We start from the raw sequence: 20,457 nt of genomic DNA, 5'->3' as shown, positions 1-20,457 counted from the left end.
AATACTGTTCGCACCCTGGTGTCGACAGTGGGGAGTAAAGCAATGTCTTTTGGTTGGCGTGTCGTCGGTGGCGGTTTTCTCTCGCAGGCGTTTGTGATTGGCTTCTTCACCTATGCGGTCAGCCTTCTCACGCAACCCGTGCAGGAGAGTTTTGATGTCGGCGTAGAAATGGTGATGTACAGCCTGACCTGCGGTACCTTCCTCGGCCTCTTCGCGATGCCCGTTGTTGGAATCCTGCTCGACAAGCTGTCAGTGCGCAAAATCTTCGCCGCCGGCATTGCATTGTTTGCGGCCGGCCTGTGGCTGCTGGCCCAGAGTGCAACAATCGTCCAGTATATACTGATCTTCGGAACTACCATGGCCGTGGCCAACGCAATGGCGGGCTCCATGGTATCTTCAGCTGTTGTGTCGCGGTGGTTTACGGAACACCGGGGCAGGGCGCTCGGGGTAGCTGCAACGGGCACATCGGTAGGTGGTGTCCTGATTCCGGGATTGATCACGCACTGGCTGCCTGATTATGGTTGGCGCGGTACCCTGGAGAACCTGGCGACAGTGCTTGTCTTTATCGTGTTGCCACTCCTTGTCTGGGCCATTCGCAGTTGGCCCTCGGACGTCGGGATGCAGGCGGCACAGCAAGGCGGGCCGGGAGATGCATCCGGCGCTGAGACACAGCTTGGCCTGAAAGATATTTTGGGCAATGCGAATTTCTGGTGGCTTGCCACCGCGCTGGGTTTGCTGTTCAGTACCTATACCTCGGTGCTTTCCAATCTAACCCCTTATGCCTCGCAACTGGGCCATCGGGAGGAGGCCGCTTCCGGGCTCATTATGGTGGTGGCAATCAGTGGCCTGCTGGGCAAACTGGTATTCGGTATGGCTGCGGATAAGCTCGGCCAAAAATTGGCTCTGTGGAGCGCACAACTGCTGGTGGCCACCGGGTTTTGTATACTGGCGACAGAGCCTGCCTATCCGTTGATTCTGCTAGCCTGTGTCTCAATAGGCTTGGCGGCGGGTGGCATGCTGCCAGTTTGGGGTGCCTTTATCGCAGATATTTTTGGGCTGCAAAGCTATGGTCGTGCATTCGGGCTGATGGCGCCGATCATTACCCTGTTTGTTATGCTGGGATTTCCACTGACTGGCCGTTTGTACGATGCCACTGGTAGCTTCAGCCTTAGCCTGTGGCTGTTTTGTGGCCTATTGGTAGTGGCCGCCTTGCTGATTGTGCCGCTGCGCCATGACAAGCCACCGGGGGGAACCATTGGCGAAGGAGTGAAGACATGAAAGTATTTGTGACCGGAGGCACCGGCTTTATCGGCACACACACCTGTCGGGCTCTATTGAGAGCAGGGCACACGATAAAACTGTTTGTGCGCAATAAGGAAAAGGCGAAGCGGCTGTTTGGCGGCACTATTCGCTCAATCGCTGTCGGTGATATCGACAGTGCCGCAGATGTGAAGAAGGCCATGCGAGGGTGCGATGCGACCATTCATATGGCGGCTATGGTGTCGACAAGTAAAGACGACGCCGAGAAGGTCTACGCAACCAATGTATCCGCCGCCAGGAATGTGCTTGGCCAGGCCGTTGAAGCCGGCTGCAAGAAAATTATTCATGTATCCAGCGTTACAGCCATCTACGATCCGAAAGCAAAGACTTTAAACCACAAATCTCCACCGGGCGTCGCCAGGAATGCGTACGGTCGCTCCAAGGTTGAGTGCGAAAAATATGCGCGTAGCCTGCAGGAGCAGGGTGCACCGTTACATATTACCTATCCTGCGAGTGTTATCGGACCGGACGACCCCGGCCTCACTGAGCCGCACGAGGGTCTGATTGCCAACCTGTTTGGTTTGGGGCTGGATATGCCCAGTGGTAACCAGTATGTCGATGTCAGGGACGTCGCCACAGCACATGTCGCCTTACTGAAACGCCGATTGCCGCCGGGACGTTATCCGCTAGGAGGGCATTATGTCTCCTGGAAAGACCTCTACGCGATGTTGCAAAGGCTGACAGGACGGAACCTTGTGATGCTACCCGTGTCGGGTCTATCGATGCGCCTGCTCGGGCGTACACTGGATGTGTTGAAGCCCCTGATTGATTCCCATACCCCCATTTCCCACGAGGCGATGGTGTACGCGACCAACTGGGTCAAGCTTGAGAATGCCAAGACAGAGCAAGATCTGGGAATTGTTTTTCGTCCATTTGAGCAATCCCTTGTGGAGGCGATTCGTTGGCTCGAGCAGGAAAATTATATTACCCGTACTCAGGCCGGTTTGTTGTCGCGCCATAATCTGCCGGCGTGAGCCAGGGTTTAAAGTTTTTCGTCACCCGTGCAGATATGCACAACAGCCTTGGACACGATTGTTTCCCGTCACAGGCGACAGGCGAACACTGCCCAGTAAGGCCTAATTGCACCTTTGATTGTGATGCAGCGCTTGCATTTGCCTTTCCCTATAGCGATTGCTATGGTGTCCGTTGATTTCAGATAAATGTTATTCAGGGCAATCCTTTTAGCATATGAACACTTCACACGCTTACATGTACGAGTTCACTCCCACCTTCCTCGTTTAAGCCAAGTGCCTGCGGGCGCTTGGTTCGGTTCTCTCACATTCAAATAATCTACGGATGCTATTCGGGCTAATCCGGGCCCGGGTTGGGGGTATGCATGTACAGTTACTTAAGGAAGCGAGCGCGTTCGCTGCGCGCGGGAATTCACGTCTACAACAGTCCACTTCTTTTGGCAGTCGCACTGGATAAACTCGAGAGTCTTGCGCAGAAAACATTTTCTGAAACCAGCAAGCCTATACGGGCTGGTACCGGCTGCGTGGTTGATCTACTGGATATGAGCGATGAGAGCTGTGTCAGCGTTGAGTTGGTGATGCCAGCGCAAGCATCTCCGGAAAACGGCCGAATCTCAGTGCTGTCGCCGCTGGGTTCTAGTCTGCTCGGTTTGAAAATGGGCAGCGTCAGCCGGGTAGAGCTTTGGGGGCGAAGTCACAGGTTCCAGATTCTGGATATTCGCCGCGTTGAATCGGTAGTGACAAGAGAGGAGGAAACGCCGTCATGAAGCACTTTGCCTGCCGCCCAACTCTATCGTCTGTTATGGAACCAGACATCCCGGGACATGGCGGCAGTTCCGTTGATGCTGGTGGTATTGGAGAACATTAATCATGAATAAGGACAGAACCAAGAAGCAAGCGCAGAAAAGCCTGAAGGAAAAGCGTCAGGAAAAGCGCGATAAACGTAAGTTACAGCCTAAGTAGACCTGTCTTTGCGGGCACACAACCGTGTGCCCGATTTTTCATTGTTAGCACCTGAATTGATTTGTTCATAAATCTGGTCTGCTTTGTTGTGTCCAGCATTTTCTAATCTCAGCATACTTCTAACCGTTGTACATCCTGTTTTGCGGGGGAGTTAGCTGTTGGCCCCCGACCTCATAAATACATAAAGAGAGAGATGGCTATGTCACTACGAAAATCAACATCTGTACACCCATTGGCGATTGCCGTTTCCGCGTTGGTCTCAGCAATGGTCGCGCCTGCACAGGCCCAGACTCCGGCCCCGAACGGCACAGTGCTTGAGGAAGTTGTCGTTACCGCTGAGAAACGCACAGAAAGTCTGCAGGAAGTCCCTATTGCAATCACCGCATTCAGCCAGAAAGATATTGAGCAGCGCGGCATATCCAATGTAGCAGATTTGCTCGGTCAGATACCCAGTGTGGGTGGCTTCACCGCCCCGGGCAGCAGGGGTAATACGAGCCTGTCAATTCGCGGCGTCTCCGGTGGTTCCCCCTCGAACCTGTCGCTTGATCCTGCTGTCGGTATCTACATGGACGGCGTCTACCTCGGAAAAATGACCGGCGTATCCACCGATGTCGCAGAACTGGAACGGATCGAAGTGCTGCGAGGCCCGCAGGGTACCTTGTACGGGCGCAACTCCACCGGCGGCGCGGTGAACTACATCACCCGCAAGCCCAGCGGAGAGTTCGGTGTGCGGGCCATAGGTTCTGTGGGGAATCACGATTACTACGGAGCGCAGATCAATGTTGATACGCCGTCCATCGGTCAGGTCGGTGTCGGGGCTGGCCAACTCGCGGCTAACTTCGGCGTGCAGACACGCAACCGGGATGGCTTCTACACCAACACAACGACCGGGGATGACTTCAATGATCTCGATCGGCAGGCATGGCGTATCGGTCTGGCCTGGGACATCACAGAAAATTTGCGGGTAGATTATGCCTATGACGGCTCCCAGTTGGATGAGGTCAACAATTTGGACGCTGTTGTTGGATTCAATCCGGTGGGCGCGGCTGGCACAAACAGGGTCGCCGCGCTTCAGGGCACACTGGCACAGGCGCAGGCCTGGGCCGCCGCTCCCGGTACTGACCCGCGTATCGCCTCGCGCTGGATTCCATCGCTGCAAAAGACTATCGATGTTTACCAGCAAAGCATTGGTGCCGGTGAGGGTCGACGCAATCGTGCAGGGATTGATGTGACGCCTCGCTCCAAGTCAGACACCGAGGGGCATGGGTTGACGCTGGCCTGGGAAAAGAACGACATTACGTTCAAGTCGATCACTGGGTACCGTAGCAACACAACCAAGGCACGCGGTGATATAGATTCAATCGACAGCAGAAACGACGCCGCCGGTGTCGCCGCCTGGAACGATTTCGCGCACCTGACGCTGGGCTCGATATATGGGGCAACGGGTGGCGTCAATCAACCCTTCCTCCCGGTAGATGCGTTCTGGGACCAGATTGATGCAGAGGGAGGTGCGCTGCATTTCTCGCAGAACAGCCGGTCCGACTATGACCAGTTTTCGCAGGAATTTCAGGTCATAGGCTCCACCGATCAATTTGAGTATGTCGGTGGCCTGTATTACTTCGACGACACGGCGAAGTACAAGCGCACGTCTACTTCGCTGGTGCCAGTGGCACCGATCGGTGAGGCACGATATAAAATGACCACCGAAGCCTGGGCAGCCTACGGTCAAACGACCTGGACACCTGGCTGGTTGGATAATCGCCTGTCATTCACTGTAGGGCTGCGCTACACCGAGGAAGATAAGGACATCGACTGGGATGACGGGGCGTTTGTCGGTGCATTGTCTGGCACAACACCGCCTCGAAGCGCCAGTGACAACAAGTCGTTCGACAATTGGAGCGGCAGCTTTACAGTGGCCTATCAGGCAACCGATGAGATCAATACCTACTTTCGCTATGGCAATGGCTACCGCAGTGGTGGGTTCAACGGTGAATCATTCGACAGCGCACCGTTTGAGGAAGAGACCATCGATCAGTATGAAATCGGCGTGAAAAGCGAGCTTTGGGACAGCCGCCTGCGTATAAACGCTGCGTTGTATACCTACACCTACGATGATCTGCAGGTTAGCTTGATAGAAACCATTGACGGTACACCGACATCCTTCATTACCAACGCAGGTAAAGCCGAGCGTTGGGGCGGAGAACTGGAGGTTCTGGTAGCGCCAATTGATGACCTCATCGTAGGCATAAGCTATGCCTATATCCACGGTGATTTCGATGAGTTCCCCGATCTTTGTGGCATGGTTGACCCAACAGACTGCTTTATTGGCAAAGATTATGCCGAACGCGGTGGTTCACCCGATAACCAATTCAACTTGTACGCCGACTACGTATTCGCACGTACCTCATGGGGCGAAATAACCGGTTACCTAAACCTCAACTGGCAGGATGAATGGTATGCATCCGCGGCCTATCCAGCGCTGGTCGCTGTCAGTCGAGGTGGCCCCACAGTGCCGGTGTTGTATGAGAACCGGGAAATGGACGCTCGCACCCTGGTTGATGCGCGCCTTAGCCTGGAAAATGTTGAATTGGGTGGCGGGATGATGCGCTTTACATTGTGGGGTAAAAACCTGACAGACGAGGACTACACCCTCTACGGTATCAACTTTGGCAACGAGGTTGGCCTGATCACACAAAACTATGGTGACCCGCGCACTTTCGGTATAGAAGTGGCATACGAGTATTGATCGCACAACGCGGGGAACATCACGCCGGTTGGTTTTATTGCATGGCATGAGTTCCCCAGGTACACAGACTTTGCGGGCTTTATATGCCGCGCCCGGACAGGGCGCGGTTTTTTTTTGCTTGGTGTAGACGTTTGTGGCGACTACTCTGTAACCATACTGTGGAAACAATCGGAGAAATTGCATGCTTTTGAACGGAAAGATAGCGCTGGTGACCGGTGCAGGACAGGGCGTAGGGCAGGGTATCGCTCTGGCGCTGGCCGCGGAGGGTGCCCGTGTCGCCGTAACGGGGCGCACTCGGGAAAAGCTGGTGGATACCTGTGAAATGATCAAGCAGCGTGGTGGCGACGCACTGCCGGTGGTCTGTGATGTCAAATCGCTCAGCTCAATGGAGCAGTGCCTGGCCACTGTGCTGGAGCATTTTGGCGGCCTGCAGATTTTGGTGAACAATGCCCAGGAGGTGCCGCTTGGTACACTCGATGATGTCACAGATGAAAGCTTTGCCGCAGGCTGGGAATCTGGCCCGCTGGCAACGTTCCGCCTGATGAAATTATGCCGGCCCCACCTCGCCGGCGATGGCAGCATTATCAATCTGGCCAGTGCCGCCGCGATGCGCTGGGATATGACGGGCTATGGTGCCTATGCTGCCACTAAAGAAGCGATACGCTCTCTGACTCGAGCCGCCGCCTGCGAGTGGGGCGCGGAGGGTATTCGTACCAACGTGATTCTGCCGCACGCGAAATCACCGGGCCTCAAGTGGTGGATTGAAAACAGGCCCGAGGAGGCGGCGGAGTTTATCGCCTCCATTCCACAAAAGCGGGTCGGGGAGTGTGAGGAAGATATTGGGCGGTTTGTGGTGATGCTGTGCTCTGACGCCTCGGGCTATGTGAATGGTCAGAGCATTGCACTGGATGGCGGGCAGGCCAATCTCGGCTGAGAAGGCTGCGCAGGGTTGCGCTGCTAGAACTGGTCAGGCCTGAGCATGGCGTCGTGTCCGCCGTCGACAAACAGTATGGCGCCACAGATAAATCCCGCCCTGTCGCTGAGCAGAAAGCTGGCGGCATCTGCCATGTCCTGCGGCAGACCGGGGCGGCCTACGGGTATGGATTCAACAAATTGTTTGATTGCCGCGCTGTATGTAGCGTCGTTTTCGACGGCTGCACTCAGCGGCGTGCGAGTATATCCCGGGCCAATGGCATTCATCCGTATACCCTGGGCGGCATAGGCCTGAGCGTTAGCGCGCATCCAGCGGGTAACCGCCTGTTTTGAGCCCGAGTAGACTGGCTGCGATGCCATGGTAGAGGCGATACGCGTGGCGCTGCTCGCGTCGTGGGCCAGCAAAGCGTCCACATACGCTGGATTGGTTTCCATCGGCGCAGAGTTGGAAGAGATCAGTAACACCGAGGCGCTGTGCTCAGCTAATTCGGGTAGCAAACCTTCAATCAGGTCCACGCTACCAAAATAATTGACGGCTGCGATCAAGCCCTGATCCGGGATATGTGAGCCGATGCCAGCAGACGTCACCAGGCCACTGAACTCGTTGCGCGTAGCGTCCCTGATACCCGCGACCGCTGCAGTTCGACCCAGCGCGCTGGATAGATCTGCGACGATATCGGCCTGCTGGATATCAACCACAATAATCGTATGTCCTTCCGATTCCAGTTGCGTGGCGATGGCCGCACCGATGCCGCTGGCTCCGCCGGTTATAACATAGGTACCCATTGTTTCGTCCCGCCTTTGTGCTGTGAGAGTGTCCCGACACGTTAGCGCTGTACTGTTGTGCTCGACAGAACCGAATCGCTCGAATGTATTAGCATTAGCTGCCGCTTCGCCGATGAGTCGGCGCCGGTAGCGAAAGCTAAACTGAAAGTATTTGTTTACAAATTCGATGCCTCAGGTCGATTCGATCACCACCTCGCTGCGGGTATAGTGGATGCCGGTTACCGTTCGGTGGTGCCATGCTGTGTCATGCCGTGGGTAGACAAGCAGAGTCGGGGAATATTCAGTCGGTAGGGTCTATGTCGAACGCAATGCGCGAAGAGTCACAACAGCTGGAGAGATTGAAGGGGCAGCGTCTGGGGCCATATCTCAGCCACAATCCGGTCAGCGCGACGCAGATCTGGCAGTGGTGTTCAGCGATGGGCGATCAAAACCCCAGCTATTTCTCAGGTGACAAGCAGATCGCACCGCCCGCGATGATGCAGATGTGGACGATGCGCGATATCAATGACCGGTACGCGCCAGGATCCACCGAAGCACAGCCCTACCAGGTGTTTGAGGACATGCGCGCGCTCGGTTATCCGGCAAATGTCGCGGTCAGTTACGATATCCACTTTCACCACTACCTGCGGGTAGGGGAGCGCGCCCAGCACTTCACCACCGTGGTGGCTATCAGCGACAAAAAAACCACGCGGCTGGGCACCGGCTATTTTGTAACCGAGCGTGTTGAATACCTCACTACCGGGAATATTTTATTCGCCGAGGCCCTGATCACCTATTATCAATACCAACCCGCGGTTTTGGCTGAAGCGGTGGATAAGTCCGATGCCGAGCAGGGCCTCGACGCTCCCGGTACAGCCGGCACAGGTGTGGCAGAGCAATCACAAAGGCAGACGTGGCAGTCGGATTTTGCAGATGTTGACCCCGGTGCATTGCGCATTGGTGATTCCCTGCCCGAACTGCGTATACCGATCACGCACCGGCTCATCGTCGGTGGCGCAATCGCGACCCAGGATTTTATTCCGGTGCACCACAATCTCCCCGCCGCCCAGGCCGCCGGTATGCCGGACATTTTTATGAATATCCTCACCACCAGCGGCTTGTCAGCTCGCTACCTCAGTGACTGGGCCGGGGCGGGCAGCCGCCTGCGGCAATTGCAGTTCAATCTGATGGCGCCCAATTTTCCGGGCGATGTGATGGTGATGGAGGGCCAGGTTTCCGGCCTGGAAGTCGGCGCGGATGAAAACCGGGTACAGGTCGCATTCGGGGGGCGCAATAGTCAGGGCTACCACACATCCGGCAGTGCTACGCTGGCGCTGCCAATTACGAAAACAACGTTGTAGGACATGGATATGAGCAGATCACGGTTTGAAGGCAAGGTCGCTGTTGTCACAGGTGGCAGTATGGGCATCGGCAGAAGTACGGTGCTCCAGCTTGTCGCGGAGGGTGCGCATGTGGTGAGCTGCGCGCGGCGCAAAGCAAAGCTGGATGAACTGGACGAGGCGGCAAAGGGCCTGAGTGGGACATTCACCGGTTATGCCCTGGACGTGGGTGATACGGATGCGTTTGCGGCTTTGATTAACGACACGGCTGAAAAATATGGTCGACTGGATGTGCTGGTAAACAATGCGCCCTCGGTGATCGGGGGGATGGTGGTGGACCAGACATTAAAAGACTGGCGCGCCAATTTTGGTATCGGTGTCGACAGTGTGTTTATCGGTGTGCAGGCCGCGATGCGCATTATGATTCCGCAGCGCAGCGGGTCGATCATCAATGTCTCTTCGGTGAGCAGTCTGCGCGCCGGGATAGCTGCAGGTGCGTACGGTGCAGCAAAGGCTGCACTGAATCAGTTCAGCCAGTGCGCGGCAATGGAAGCTGCGCCGCACAATGTGCGAGTAAATGTGGTGGCCCCGGGTGCTGTCGACACCCCGGGACTGAACGCGGCAACACTCAAAAATGACGCGGTGAAAAAAATTATCACTGACGCCATTCCGATGCAGCGCGCAGCGACCCCTGAGGAGGTCGCCCATGCGATCTGCTTTCTGGCCTCTGATGACGCCTCGTTTATCACTAGTGTTGTGTTGCCGGTAGACGGGGGAAAGAACTCACAGTTGTATGTGCCCGCCTTTGATATCACCAATCTCGATAACCAGGCTGTCGATCGATAGCCTCTGCCAACCGCAGTATTGAATCGTTTCGGTGACTGCGGCGTATCGTAATCCCGCCGATTGCGCGGGTAGTGTTCGGCGCACGCCGCTAGGGTAGCGGCATTGGCTCTTTATCCATCAACCGGGCCAGGCCGCGCAGCATTCGGTACAGCACCCACAGCCCCACCACGACCACCATAACCAGGGCCAGTGGAATACCGATTATCGTTATTACCAGCACGCCTCCGATGATCAGCCACAGCAGCGCATACCAGAATGTGCGTATCTGCCAGCGGAAATGCGATTCCAGGTAGGTGCCTCGGGCGTCATCGCGCTGGATGTAGTTGAGAATCACCGCGAGTATGGAGGGCCAGCCGCTCAGAAATGCCGTGACGATAAAGGCACTGGTCAGTACGCCATTGATTGCACTGAACAAATGCAGGCCATAGATCAGGTAGGTGAGGTTGATCATATTGGTGCTGGGGGTCTGTTGCATGACGTATCCTGAATTGGCTGCAGGGGAGCGGGGTGTGTGGTACAAATTGTACGCCGGTTACCGGTGGAGCATCAATCGGACATTCAGCAGCGACAGGGCGGGACAGGCCCGGAGAGATACATGAAGCCAACCGAGGGCACTGCGCACGTCAATGGCGCACAGCTTAATTATGCGATAGAGGGCGAGGGCCCTGCACTGGTGTTGATTCACGGCAATACCCTCGATACCCGCATGTGGGACGATCAAGTAGCGGCGTTTGCCGAAGAGTACCGGGTCATTCGTTATGATATGCGCGGCTTTGGCCGGTCTGCACCACCGACGGGCGAGCCGTATACGCCGGCAGACGACCTGGCGGCGCTCCTGGCCCATGTTGGAGAGGAGCGCGCGCATATCCTCGGGCTTTCGCTCGGCGGCGCGGTGGCAACAGAGTTTGTTCTTGCCTATCCCACAATGACAGAGACACTGATTCTGGCCGATGCGGGTTTGAGAGAGTTTCAGTGGCGTGACTACGGTGAGTTCTCGGCCGCGGTGCGAAATGAGGCCGTAGGTGCGGGGATAGAGGCGGCGCGACGGCGCTGGCTGGCCGGGGCTTTGTTTGCCCCGGCGCTTGAGCACCCACAGGTAGCGCAGCGCCTCAGGCAGATGGTGGAGGACTATTCAGGCTGGCACTGGCTCAACAAGGATTCATGGCAGCCAACGGAGCCGCCGGCGGCAGAACAACTTGATTCTATCGACACGCCTACGCTGGTTATTATTGGCGAGCGCGATTTACCCGAGTTTCATGAGATCGCCGAGCTGGTGCATCAGCGTGTTCCCGGTGCAGTAAAGGCGGTAATGTCAGGTGTGGGGCATATGACCAATATGGAAGCGCCACAGGCGTTCAACACGCTGGTGCTGGACTTTCTTGCCAGGCATGGCTGAGGCCAATCCTGCGGGATAGTTCTGGCCATTTTGGTCTGGCCCGGAGCAATCTGGCGCTGTGATTTGCCCAGCGCGGCAGCGGCCGCCATCCAAGGCGGTCCGCTGCGGTGAGATGCCAGCGGTTCAGGGCGTATACTGCCAGCCGAATGTCACGCCCCAGTCGACTTCCAGTTGTGGCCCCTTCAGGTTTTGCCATACAGGCACGGTGGCTTCCAGTGCCAGCCGGTGCCCCTCGGCGGGGAGCAGGTAGTTCATACCCAGCCCGAATTGCGCACGCTGCCCGCCCTGCATGCTGGGGTCGGCCGTTTGCACAGGCAGGGCAATCTCAGGGTCGATGCCATCGATATTACCCCAGTCGAAGTATCCCAGGCTGCCTGACACGCTGAGTGAGGGGCTGAGCATATAGCTGACCCATCCCTGTCCCTGGAACCGGTTGCCCAGTGTATAGCCCTCGTCGTTATCGCTCAGGCGGATAGTGGCGCTCAATTGTGAACCCCAGCCCCATGCGCCTGCATCGGACGCGTAGGTGATCGCAGGGAGTAAGTCATAGGTGCCACTACCCAGTTGCATCGGATAGGGCAGGCGCACGGTGGGCTGGGTATTCATCGGTGTGAGGATGCGGCCATCTTCATCGATGCTGCCGGTGGGTAGCGAGACACCGAGAGTGGCGTGCCAGCGGTGCGCCGCATGGGCGTCCGTCAGTCCGTACAGCGCGGATATCACAGAGTCACCAAAACCGTTGGTGCTGGTTTTGAATTTACCCAGTTGGGTGGTACCCATCATGCCGGCGTAGGTGATGTGGGTCATATCCTTTTCCTGATAATTGACCATCGCCATCAGCGTAATGCGATCAGTCGGCGCATACATCATGCCGAGCATATGCATATCCATCGTCATTTCGGTCGGGACTACGCGCAGTGTTGGCGGCATTCCAAAGCGGTTGGGTATCGTGGTTACGATCTCGTCGTCCGATATGCCCGATGAACCGTCTTTGTTGTCTTTCATCGACATGTGCATATAGCGGTAGGAGAACATGAATTCTCCCTTCTTGTGAATGTGGTCGCCCATTACGTTTATCGGTGCGTGCGAGTCGGGGCGCATATCGGCAAAGGCTGACGTACAGGCGACGAGCATCACCGCAGGCGCGGTAATCCAGAGTTTCATGGTGTTACTCCCGTTGTTTGGTTTATATCTAGTGGTGTCAGATCAAACGGGAGTACTGCGGCGGTGCGCGCGAGAGAAAGCCAAGGGCCGGTCTGCCGGCGTTGCGGGATTCGATTCTGGCGGTGGCAGCGTCAATGCCGCCAGCTTCTGGGCAGGGTGAGAAGCTGGCGTCGAGCAGTACATCGCCGATGACACCGCTGTCATAGTCACACTGGAAGAAGGTATCGCTGTCACTGTCTCCATGATGGAAATGGTGCTCGCCGAACAGCGCCACCATGACATGTGTCGGCAGGCCATCCGGGCACAACTGAAGGAACCAGCCGTCGTCCACGCTCGAAGGCATAAAGCCCGAGGGAATCGCGACTCGAAGCAGCATCGCAAGGGCCGCAAAGGCCGACAATACGGTGTGTTTTCTGGAGCGGGGGGAAAGCATGTGGCATTGTAAACGCTGCCCCTCAGTCCTGCAAAAAAGTATACCGCGTGACAGCTGCTACGGCCGTGTGCAGCGCTATCACTGCGGTATCAGCGCCGAACAATGTTCAGTAGTGCTCCGGCTATGATCAGTGCGCCGCCTATCCACGTCCACAGAGAAGGAATCTCCCCAAATACTGCCCAGCCGAGCGCCACCGCGAAGATGACCTGTACATACGAGTATGCTGCGGCTTTTCCCGCGGTTTCAAAGCGCATGGCATGGGTCAGGCCGAGCTGGCCAATCTGGGTGAAAATGCCGACCAGTAGCAGCAGTAGCAACGAGCCGGCATTGGGCATGACAAACTCGTCGCCAAGTAATACCACTGACAACGGCAGTGCGATAAGCGGAAAATAAAAGATAATGACCGAGGCATCCTCGTGTGGGCTGAGGCGCCTGACGAGTACATAAGCTACTGCACTGCCAAATGCGCCCAGCAGTGCAATCGAAACATTGAACCACGGCAGGGCCGCAGACGTGCCTGCGAACGTGCCGGGGTCCACCAGCACGACCAGGCCGGCAATACTGAGCACGATACAGGCCACAGTCGAGAGCGTAATTCCCTCTTTTAACAGGAGTAGGCCGAGCAGCGCGGTAAATACCGGGTGCATGTACTGTAACAGCGTGGCTTCAGCCAGAGGCAGGGTCGTCACCGCATAGTAAACACAGATCAGCGCCATTGCCCCTATCACGCCTCGGGCGGCGAGCAGTGCATGCTGCGAGCCCCAGGGCGACAAACCCTTGCGGCGGACGTCGGCATAGCTGATCACCAGCGAAACCAGAGAGCGCGCCGCGACAATCTCAAGCAGTGGAATACCGCGCAGGGCGACCAGCTTTACGCAGGCAGCCATCAGCGCAAACCCGAGCGCGGACACCAGCATATAGCGTGCGCCCACAGGGAACCGTGGGGTGATTTCGGGCAGGGACATTGTGCTGTACCAGTTAAAGAAGGAACCCCGCCAACAGGGTGATTTCTGATTTCAGGCGGGACGCTGCCGCTACCTTACACTGTGTCGATCAGTTTTCAAAAAAACTGAAAGTGGCGGCCAGCTCATCGTCTAGCGAGTGTCTGGCTCTGAATGCTGTGATATTGCGGGACACAGTTAACAAAAAGGAGTGGAGAAACAGTAACTTTCGTGCCCGTGTGTACGCACTTGGATATAATGCATCGACAAGGGGCAGGTTCCGTATGGCGAACAACCACCAGTTTCATGCAGAATCCGGTCGGTCTATCAGTGCTGATGCCGGTTTGGTATCGGACAGCAGTACCGTGGTGGTTTTTTGCCAGAGAAAGTTTGGCTATGACAATAATCGATAAATTTCTGGATGGCAGTTTTATGCCACATGGCCACTGTTTTTTGTGGCGTGAGGACCTGCTTTTTCTGCATGTCGCCGGTGACATAATCACAGCGCTTGCCTACATCATGATTCCTATTGTGCTGGTGCGGCTTGTCCTCATCCGCAAAGATCTCAAGTTTAATTCTCTCTTCCTGTTATTCGCCGCCTTCATTCTGTTCTGTGGTCTGACCCACCTTATCGGCGTGATTAATATCTGGCACGGTTACTATTACGTGGAGGGCGTGGCCAAAGTCCTGACCGGGCTTGTGTCCCTTACTACTGCAATCGTGCTCTGGAAACTTTTGCCGGTATTGGTGGCACTGCCGTCCCGAACCGATATGAAAGAAAAAATGGTAGAGCTGCAATTGGCCAAAGAAGCACTGCAGCAGAGCAACGCATCACGGGAAGCCAAAGTTGCTGAGCGGACGCAGGAGCTGGAACGAATCGCCTATCGGGATTCCCTGACCAACCTGCTCAACCGCCGCGAGATCACCCGTATACTCGACATCGAAATCGAGCGCGCACAGCGCCAGAAAACACCCTTGTCCATACTGATGCTCGATCTTGATAACTTCAAAAGTATCAACGACAACTATGGCCACCAGGTGGGTGACAACGTGCTCAAGGGCACAGCTGATACCCTCATGGAGTGCGGTCGCAGAACCGACTATATAGGCCGCATTGGGGGAGAGGAGTTCATCATACTGCTGCCCAACACTGGTTACAAAGTGGCTCTGGAGTTGGCCGAACGATTTCGCGCTAGTATCGAAGCTACCCCGCCAGACGAAATTCAGTTTACCTGCAGTATCGGTGTGGCAGAGCTGGAGGTGGGCGAGCAGATGGAAAAGCTCATGCAGCGTGTCGATCAGGCTTTGTACACTGCGAAGAACAGCGGGCGCAACACTGTAAAGTAGCGATCACCAAGCCAGACCTCTTTTCCCAGCTTCCGGGATATTTTGAATAAGTGCCTGCCGTCAGGGTTTAAGCTGCCTGCCATTGCGGGTTCTTGACTTCCGACACCTTTTCTCGGCTAATACACACGGGTGCCCCCGAACAAAGCGGTAACACCGAATGAATGCCCTCAGTTATGCATTTTTTGGGTTCTGCGTCGAAGCCGCATCGTTCCGAGCTGCCCTGGAATACATATGCAGATTTTTGTATGCCGTGCAGGGATCACCAGGGAGGCTGAACGGAGTTCGATGTCCGCAAGTCTAGACAAGCAGGCAAAGTCGCTGCTCCAGAAAAATCCACTTGAGACGCCCGTGCTCGAGACGGCCTGTGTCCAGCAACTTCTGAAGAATCTGCAGCAACACCAGCTCGAACTGGAGCGCGAGAACAAAGCCCTGCGGCAACAGCTGCGAGCGGGTGTCGATACTGGCCTCAGTGATAACACGACCTCGCGGGGTGACGCGCCGCCTGAACAGTGCGAACCAGATTCCGCCCAGTTCGCCGAGCGACTGGATTTATTAATTGATCGGCGTTCCGCCGAGCTTCGTGAAAGCGCGGAAGCAGCACTGCGGGACAGTGAGGCCCGATTCAGATCGACTGTCGACAGCCTGCTGGTCGGTGTCGTGGTGCATGCCGCTGACTGCAGCGTTGTCTACAGTAACCCACAGGCTTGCCGTCTGCTCGGGCTCAGCCTCGAGCAAATGCTGGGTAAGCAACCCATTTCCGGCAAGTGGCAGTTTCTCAATGAAGACCGCACAGAGGTGCACTTTGCCGACTACCCGCTGAGCCGGGTCATTGCAACCGGCGAGAGCTTTGCCTACGAATGTATGGGCATAAAACAGCCGGATAGTGCGGATATTACCTGGGTGACAGGTAGTGCCGTGCCGGTGTTCACACCGGATAAAAAGCTGGATCGCGTGGTGGTTAATTTCATGGATGTCAGCGAGATCAAGCGCTTGCAACAGGCGCTGCAGAAGCGGGTTCTCGCTCTGACGCATCCGCTGGCGCAGCCGGAGGGCATCGCCTTCGAAGATCTCTTTGACCTGTCGGAAATACAGCGCATACAGGATGAGTTCTCCACAGCAACCGGTGTCGCCTCCATCATTATCGATGCAGAGGGCAGCGCTATTACACAGCCGAGTAATTTCGTTGAACTCTGCCAGATCATGCCCCGCAGCAGTGAGGGTACGGTGGTCGATTTCTTCACGTCTCCCACTGAGATAGAGCAGTCTCATCCAGATGGTCCGGTCATCACACAGTCGCCGAGCAGTGGCCTTTGGGATGCCGGAGCGGGTATCGAGATCGACGGACGCCACGTAGCGACATGGCTGATCGGGCAGGTGCGCGACGAACTCTGGAGCGAGGAGCAGGTGCGCGCCTACGCTCACCGTATCCGGGCAGGCGAATCAGAGCTGATACAGGCGTACTACCAGACGCCGGTGATGACGGCTGAACGTTTTGCCAAGATCGCGCAGGCCCTGTATACGTTGTCCCGGCAGCTTTCGACAGCCGCCTACCAGAACGTACAGCAGGCCCGTTTTATCGAGGAACAGAAGCGAACCAGCCAGGCGCTGGCTGAAAGTCAGGAGAAGTACCGCAAACTCTTTGAGTCGGAATCCGACGCCATTATGATTTTCGACTATGAAACGCGTCAGTTTGTCGACGTCAATGACGCCGCGACCAAGCTTTACGGCTATACCCGCCAGGAATTTCTGCAGTTGAAACATTCCGCTGTCACTGCAGAGCCGGAATTGGCAGAGACATTGATTCCACAGGTCAGAGCGGAAAAGCCGGTCCCGACTTTCGTAACCCGCCACCGCAAAAAGGACGGCACGATTTTCCCGATAGAAATTACCGCCTTTTCTTTCACCCTGCAGGGCCGCGTCCTGCTCTGCGGCGTGATCCGCGATAATACCCTGCGCGTAGCGTACGAAAAGGAGAGGGAGAAAAATCACGAGGAGTTGCGGCGGTTGGCCTCTGAGCTGTCGCTGGCAGAGCAGCGTGAACGGGAGCGTATCGGGCGGGAGCTGCACGATGGGGTAAGCCAGCTTCTGAGTTCATCGCTGCTGCGATTGAACCTGCTCAAGGAGTCGCCTTTACCGGAAGAAGCGGTTGATTCACTCGACACCGTCTGCGGCATTGTGAAGGAAGCGTTGGATGAAACTCGTTCCCTGACGTTCGAACTGAGTTGTCCGATGCTCTCTGAACTGGGGTTGGCGGCTGCGCTGGATGAGCTGTGCTCCAGTATGACACACGAGCACTCCATCCACTTCGAATTCGAGGGCGCATTGGTGCGGTTGCCTATTTCAATGGACACCAAAATAGCCCTGTACCGGTCGACGCGCGAACTGTTGATCAATGTGATGAAACACTCGGGTGCACAGTGGGCTGGCGTGACTCTGCAGGTGTTGAGTGACTGTGTACAGATCCGCGTAAGAGACAACGGTGTCGGGTTTGACGCGACGATGGCGGGCCGCGGGTTTTCGCCGTCAGGGGGCTTCGGCCTGTTTAACATCCGCGAGTATATCCGCCATCCGGGCGGCAGTTTGCAGATTGAATCGGTTCCAGGGAAAGGGACAGAGGTGGTGCTTAGTGTGCCATCGGAGGAGACGCATGAAGCGCAAAATTAAAATCCTGCTCGCCGATGATCACGAGGTGATGCGCTCTGCCCTGCGCAGCCTGCTGGACTCCCGCGAGGATCTGGCGGTAGTCGGGGAGGCGGGGAACGGACGTGAGCTGATGGCACAGGTTGAGGCGGGGGCGCCCGACGTGGTCGTCATGGATATCAATATGCCGGAGCTCAATGGCATTGAAGCTACACGCCAGCTATTATCCACCTATCCGCATCTCCGGGTATTGGGGTTGTCCATTCACATAAAGGGCCGCATGGTCTCGGAAATGCTCAATGCCGGTGCCAGTGGCTATGTACCAAAGAATTGTGCGGCCAGTGAACTGCTGGAAGCTATTTCCTGTGTCAGCGAAGGAAAAATGTACATCAGTCCGGAAGTGCTCGGCGATTTTGTGGAATCCAGAAATCGCACTGTGTCCGCCGGGAGTGCTTTTGCAACCCTGACAGAGCGTGAGCGCGAAGTGCTGCAACTGCTGGCGGAGGGTTATCCCACCAAGGAAGTGGCCGCCAAGCTCGGCCTTGGCGTGCCTACCGTCCACACACACCGTCAGCATCTCATGCAAAAGCTTAACGCCCGCAGTATCGCGGATCTGGTGCGCTACGCCATCCGCGAGGGTATTGTCTCCAGCGACGCCTGATGAATCTCATAGTTTTTATGAGTCGATAGCATATATCTTACGATTGCCCCGCATCCGCAAAAAGGCTTATAAAGGCCTTAAGAATTCGATGCCAATAAATTCTCTATAGCGAGACCACTATTCAAGAGGAGAGAGGGTGCAAGCAATGGATCATTGCAGGTGTGCCAGATGCAGGCGCAGGGAGATCTACAATCTCACCGGGATGACGCTTTCCCTGGCGTGGAACAAAGTGCTTGGCGGTGCCTGCCAGGCGCAGGGCGAGGACGCGTCCGAACAACAACATCGGCCCGGAAGCAGGCGACCAAACGGCGCGCGAACGGTGCAACGGGCTTCATAGGGCAAAAGAGGGCTTTATAAGGTAAAAGAGGGCATACCAGATTCATTGATCGACCCACAGCGGTAATGGGACTGAATTACATGGAGGTAACATGCCACCGGGAGGTGAAGTTATCATGCAATCGCTTGAACGTTTATATCCCACCTGCGACGAGCCCGGCACGTTTGATCTGGATTTTTGTTCCATCGTTATCCACTCCGAGACGACTGCAGAGGTGGTCATCAATGAGGGGGTGGAAGTGTCCGGCCCGATGGTCGAACAGTGTTTTAGCCTGCTGCGCGGCGCCTTGGTAGCACCCTATTGTCTGCTGGTTAATGAATGCAATTCGCACAGTTACGATTTCCAGGCCCAGACGGCCCTCGGCGCAGTGGATGATCTGCTGGCAGTTGCGCTGGTTTCCGATAAACCGCTCACGGATGTGGCCGCCTGCTGCCTGATGCGTCAGCCGCGACCGACACACTGGCCAATGGCCGTCCTGTCCAACCGGGACGATGCCCTGGCGTTGCTCCACAGCCTATCTCAAACCAGCTTCAGGCGTCATTAGCGGTATGCGATGAGTGCGCATTGCCCGCACTCCATCGCGTAGGCGCGACCCCGCACCATTTGCGAAACGCGCGCCTGAAGGTGCTGGCATCGCTGTAACCCAGTCTGGAGGCGATTTGTTCAATGGACATGTCCCCGCGCAGTAACAGGCGCTGTGCCTGTGCCTGAAGAGAGTCGTCTCGCAGCAGACGAAACGAGGTGGCGGCGCGCTGCAGTTGCCGGCGAAATGTGGAGGGCGGTCGCTCAAGCGTTGCCGCCACTTCTTCCAGCGAGGGAATGGGCCGGCCCTGCATCACCGCTGCGCTGATGAGTGCGTCAACCTGCTGCGTGAGTCCGTGTGCTGGATCATGAAATACCGCGCAGGGGAACAGCTCGAAAAACTCTGTGAACTCGGCCCGCGTGCGCACCACAGGCCGCGCCAGATGCGTCGCCGGAAATTCCAGACTGCACTGGTCACCGCCTGCCAGTACCGGGGCGCGGAAGAGCTTGAGAAAGGGAATCAGGTCTTCCCGCTCGAGCGGCCCGATGCACACCTGTTGCAGTGGAAACTGTGCACCGCCCAGCCACTGCAGCAGTTGCAGGAACGAGAACAATCCGGTGATGTCGATCAGGGTCGCCGCTCTGCTGCGCTCGCTGCGCAGTGAATCGAGTTGGAATACGGCAGTATCTCCCACGATGGAGAGCCTGATCTGCCCAGCGCGGGGGTGCAGCATCGCGGTGTAGTCACTAAGCAGGGCTATAGCCTCGCGCAAATCTACCGCGCTCATTACACAGCGACACATCAGCTCGACCTCGGTGCGGGACATAGGTGCATGGGCATCGGCGCTGGCGACAAACTGCTCCAGCCGTTGCACTGCTTCCAGGTACCAGTGGGCAAACTCGGAAATGGAGGTCGGTGGCGGCCCCGGTAGACTGATCTTCGCGTGGGCCAGTTCCTGTTGCAGGAGTTCTACCAGGGGTTGCAGCGCCAGTTCGACGTCGGATTTGGCGATTTCGGACATGTTGCTCTCCCTGGATGTTGAGGAATTGCCGGCAGCCCTATTCTGCCGCGTTTTCCGGTGTCGACTGAGCAGCTTGCGTGGCCCGCAGTGCTGAACCCGGTTTAGACTGA

At 56.4% G+C, this 20,457-nt stretch carries 18 protein-coding genes; 12 read left to right on the top strand and 6 right to left on the bottom strand.

The window, feature by feature from the left end:
- Positions 1-42 precede the first annotated feature (42 nt).
- The 5 genes from AC0L6S_RS09080 to AC0L6S_RS09060 all read left to right on the top strand — a co-directional run bounded on the left by AC0L6S_RS09080 (position 43) and on the right by AC0L6S_RS09060 (position 6,934).
- A complete protein-coding gene (locus tag AC0L6S_RS09080) occupies positions 43-1,278 on the top strand; it encodes an MFS transporter (protein WP_473428162.1) in 1,236 nt (411 codons plus the stop codon).
- Positions 1,275-2,294, top strand: a complete 1,020-nt coding sequence (locus AC0L6S_RS09075) for an NAD-dependent epimerase/dehydratase family protein (RefSeq protein WP_473428161.1) — start codon at positions 1,275-1,277, stop codon at positions 2,292-2,294. Before AC0L6S_RS09080 ends, AC0L6S_RS09075 begins: the two co-directional genes overlap by 4 nt.
- A 362-nt stretch (positions 2,295-2,656) precedes the next feature.
- A complete protein-coding gene (locus AC0L6S_RS09070; RefSeq protein ID WP_473428160.1) occupies positions 2,657-3,058 on the top strand; it encodes a GreA/GreB family elongation factor in 402 nt (133 codons plus the stop codon).
- Between the two features lie 395 nt (positions 3,059-3,453).
- Entirely contained in the window at positions 3,454-6,000 is a 2,547-nt protein-coding gene (locus AC0L6S_RS09065) for a TonB-dependent receptor (protein WP_473428159.1), read from the top strand.
- Positions 6,001-6,181: 181 nt separating this feature from the next.
- On the top strand, positions 6,182-6,934 hold the full coding sequence (locus tag AC0L6S_RS09060) for an SDR family NAD(P)-dependent oxidoreductase (RefSeq protein ID WP_473428158.1): 753 nt from the start codon (positions 6,182-6,184) through the stop codon (positions 6,932-6,934).
- Positions 6,935-6,957: 23 nt separating this feature from the next.
- On the opposite strand, the gene AC0L6S_RS09055 is transcribed toward AC0L6S_RS09060, so the two are convergent.
- Positions 6,958-7,719 (bottom strand): SDR family oxidoreductase, encoded by a 762-nt coding sequence (locus AC0L6S_RS09055; RefSeq protein WP_473428157.1) that lies wholly within the window; start codon positions 7,717-7,719, stop codon positions 6,958-6,960.
- Between the two features lie 296 nt (positions 7,720-8,015).
- Between AC0L6S_RS09055 and AC0L6S_RS09050 the strand changes: the two genes are divergently transcribed.
- Positions 8,016-9,059 (top strand): MaoC/PaaZ C-terminal domain-containing protein, encoded by a 1,044-nt coding sequence (locus AC0L6S_RS09050; protein ID WP_473428156.1) that lies wholly within the window; start codon positions 8,016-8,018, stop codon positions 9,057-9,059.
- Between the two features lie 9 nt (positions 9,060-9,068).
- Complete coding sequence (locus AC0L6S_RS09045; RefSeq protein WP_473428155.1) at positions 9,069-9,884, top strand: SDR family NAD(P)-dependent oxidoreductase; 816 nt, start codon at positions 9,069-9,071, stop codon at positions 9,882-9,884.
- Positions 9,885-9,972: 88 nt separating this feature from the next.
- On the opposite strand, the gene AC0L6S_RS09040 is transcribed toward AC0L6S_RS09045, so the two are convergent.
- Positions 9,973-10,359: a DUF4870 family protein gene (locus AC0L6S_RS09040; protein WP_473428154.1), complete on the bottom strand. Its 387-nt coding sequence runs from the start codon at positions 10,357-10,359 to the stop codon at positions 9,973-9,975.
- 120 nt (positions 10,360-10,479) lie between these two features.
- Here AC0L6S_RS09040 and AC0L6S_RS09035 point away from each other — a divergent pair, with 120 nt between their 5' ends.
- The gene (locus AC0L6S_RS09035; protein ID WP_473428153.1) at positions 10,480-11,280 is read left to right on the top strand and encodes an alpha/beta fold hydrolase; all 801 of its coding nucleotides are present in this window, start codon (positions 10,480-10,482) and stop codon (positions 11,278-11,280) included.
- 123 nt (positions 11,281-11,403) lie between these two features.
- Here the strand turns inward: AC0L6S_RS09035 and AC0L6S_RS09030 are convergent, their stop codons facing one another.
- The 3 genes from AC0L6S_RS09030 to AC0L6S_RS09020 form a co-directional block, all read right to left on the bottom strand.
- Entirely contained in the window at positions 11,404-12,444 is a 1,041-nt protein-coding gene (locus tag AC0L6S_RS09030; protein ID WP_473428152.1) for a transporter, read from the bottom strand.
- A gap of 37 nt (positions 12,445-12,481) precedes the next feature.
- A complete protein-coding gene (locus AC0L6S_RS09025; protein ID WP_473428151.1) occupies positions 12,482-12,877 on the bottom strand; it encodes a hypothetical protein in 396 nt (131 codons plus the stop codon).
- An 89-nt stretch (positions 12,878-12,966) separates the two neighbouring features.
- Entirely contained in the window at positions 12,967-13,842 is an 876-nt protein-coding gene (locus tag AC0L6S_RS09020) for a DMT family transporter (protein ID WP_473428150.1), read from the bottom strand.
- Between the two features lie 372 nt (positions 13,843-14,214).
- Here AC0L6S_RS09020 and AC0L6S_RS09015 point away from each other — a divergent pair, with 372 nt between their 5' ends.
- From AC0L6S_RS09015 to AC0L6S_RS09000, 4 genes are all read left to right on the top strand, one after another.
- Positions 14,215-15,165 carry a GGDEF domain-containing protein gene (locus tag AC0L6S_RS09015; protein ID WP_473428149.1) on the top strand — a complete coding sequence of 317 codons (951 nt, stop codon included), beginning with the start codon at positions 14,215-14,217 and terminating at the stop codon, positions 15,163-15,165.
- Between the two features lie 285 nt (positions 15,166-15,450).
- Complete coding sequence (locus AC0L6S_RS09010) at positions 15,451-17,829, top strand: PocR ligand-binding domain-containing protein (protein WP_473428148.1); 2,379 nt, start codon at positions 15,451-15,453, stop codon at positions 17,827-17,829.
- Positions 17,813-18,466, top strand: coding sequence for a response regulator (locus tag AC0L6S_RS09005; protein ID WP_473428147.1), 654 nt, complete (start codon positions 17,813-17,815; stop codon positions 18,464-18,466). The genes AC0L6S_RS09010 and AC0L6S_RS09005 overlap by 17 nt, the downstream gene beginning before the upstream one ends.
- A gap of 452 nt (positions 18,467-18,918) precedes the next feature.
- Entirely contained in the window at positions 18,919-19,347 is a 429-nt protein-coding gene (locus AC0L6S_RS09000; protein WP_473428146.1) for a hypothetical protein, read from the top strand.
- On the opposite strand, the gene AC0L6S_RS08995 is transcribed toward AC0L6S_RS09000, so the two are convergent.
- On the bottom strand, positions 19,334-20,347 hold the full coding sequence (locus AC0L6S_RS08995; protein WP_473428145.1) for a helix-turn-helix transcriptional regulator: 1,014 nt from the start codon (positions 20,345-20,347) through the stop codon (positions 19,334-19,336). The genes AC0L6S_RS09000 and AC0L6S_RS08995 overlap by 14 nt on opposite strands.
- Positions 20,348-20,457: the final 110 nt, after the last annotated feature.

It is taken from the genome of Halioglobus sp. D3-4, assembly GCF_055809315.1.
The sequence above is the reverse complement of the archived record's forward strand: the minus strand, read 5'-3'. Positions and strand labels throughout refer to the sequence as shown.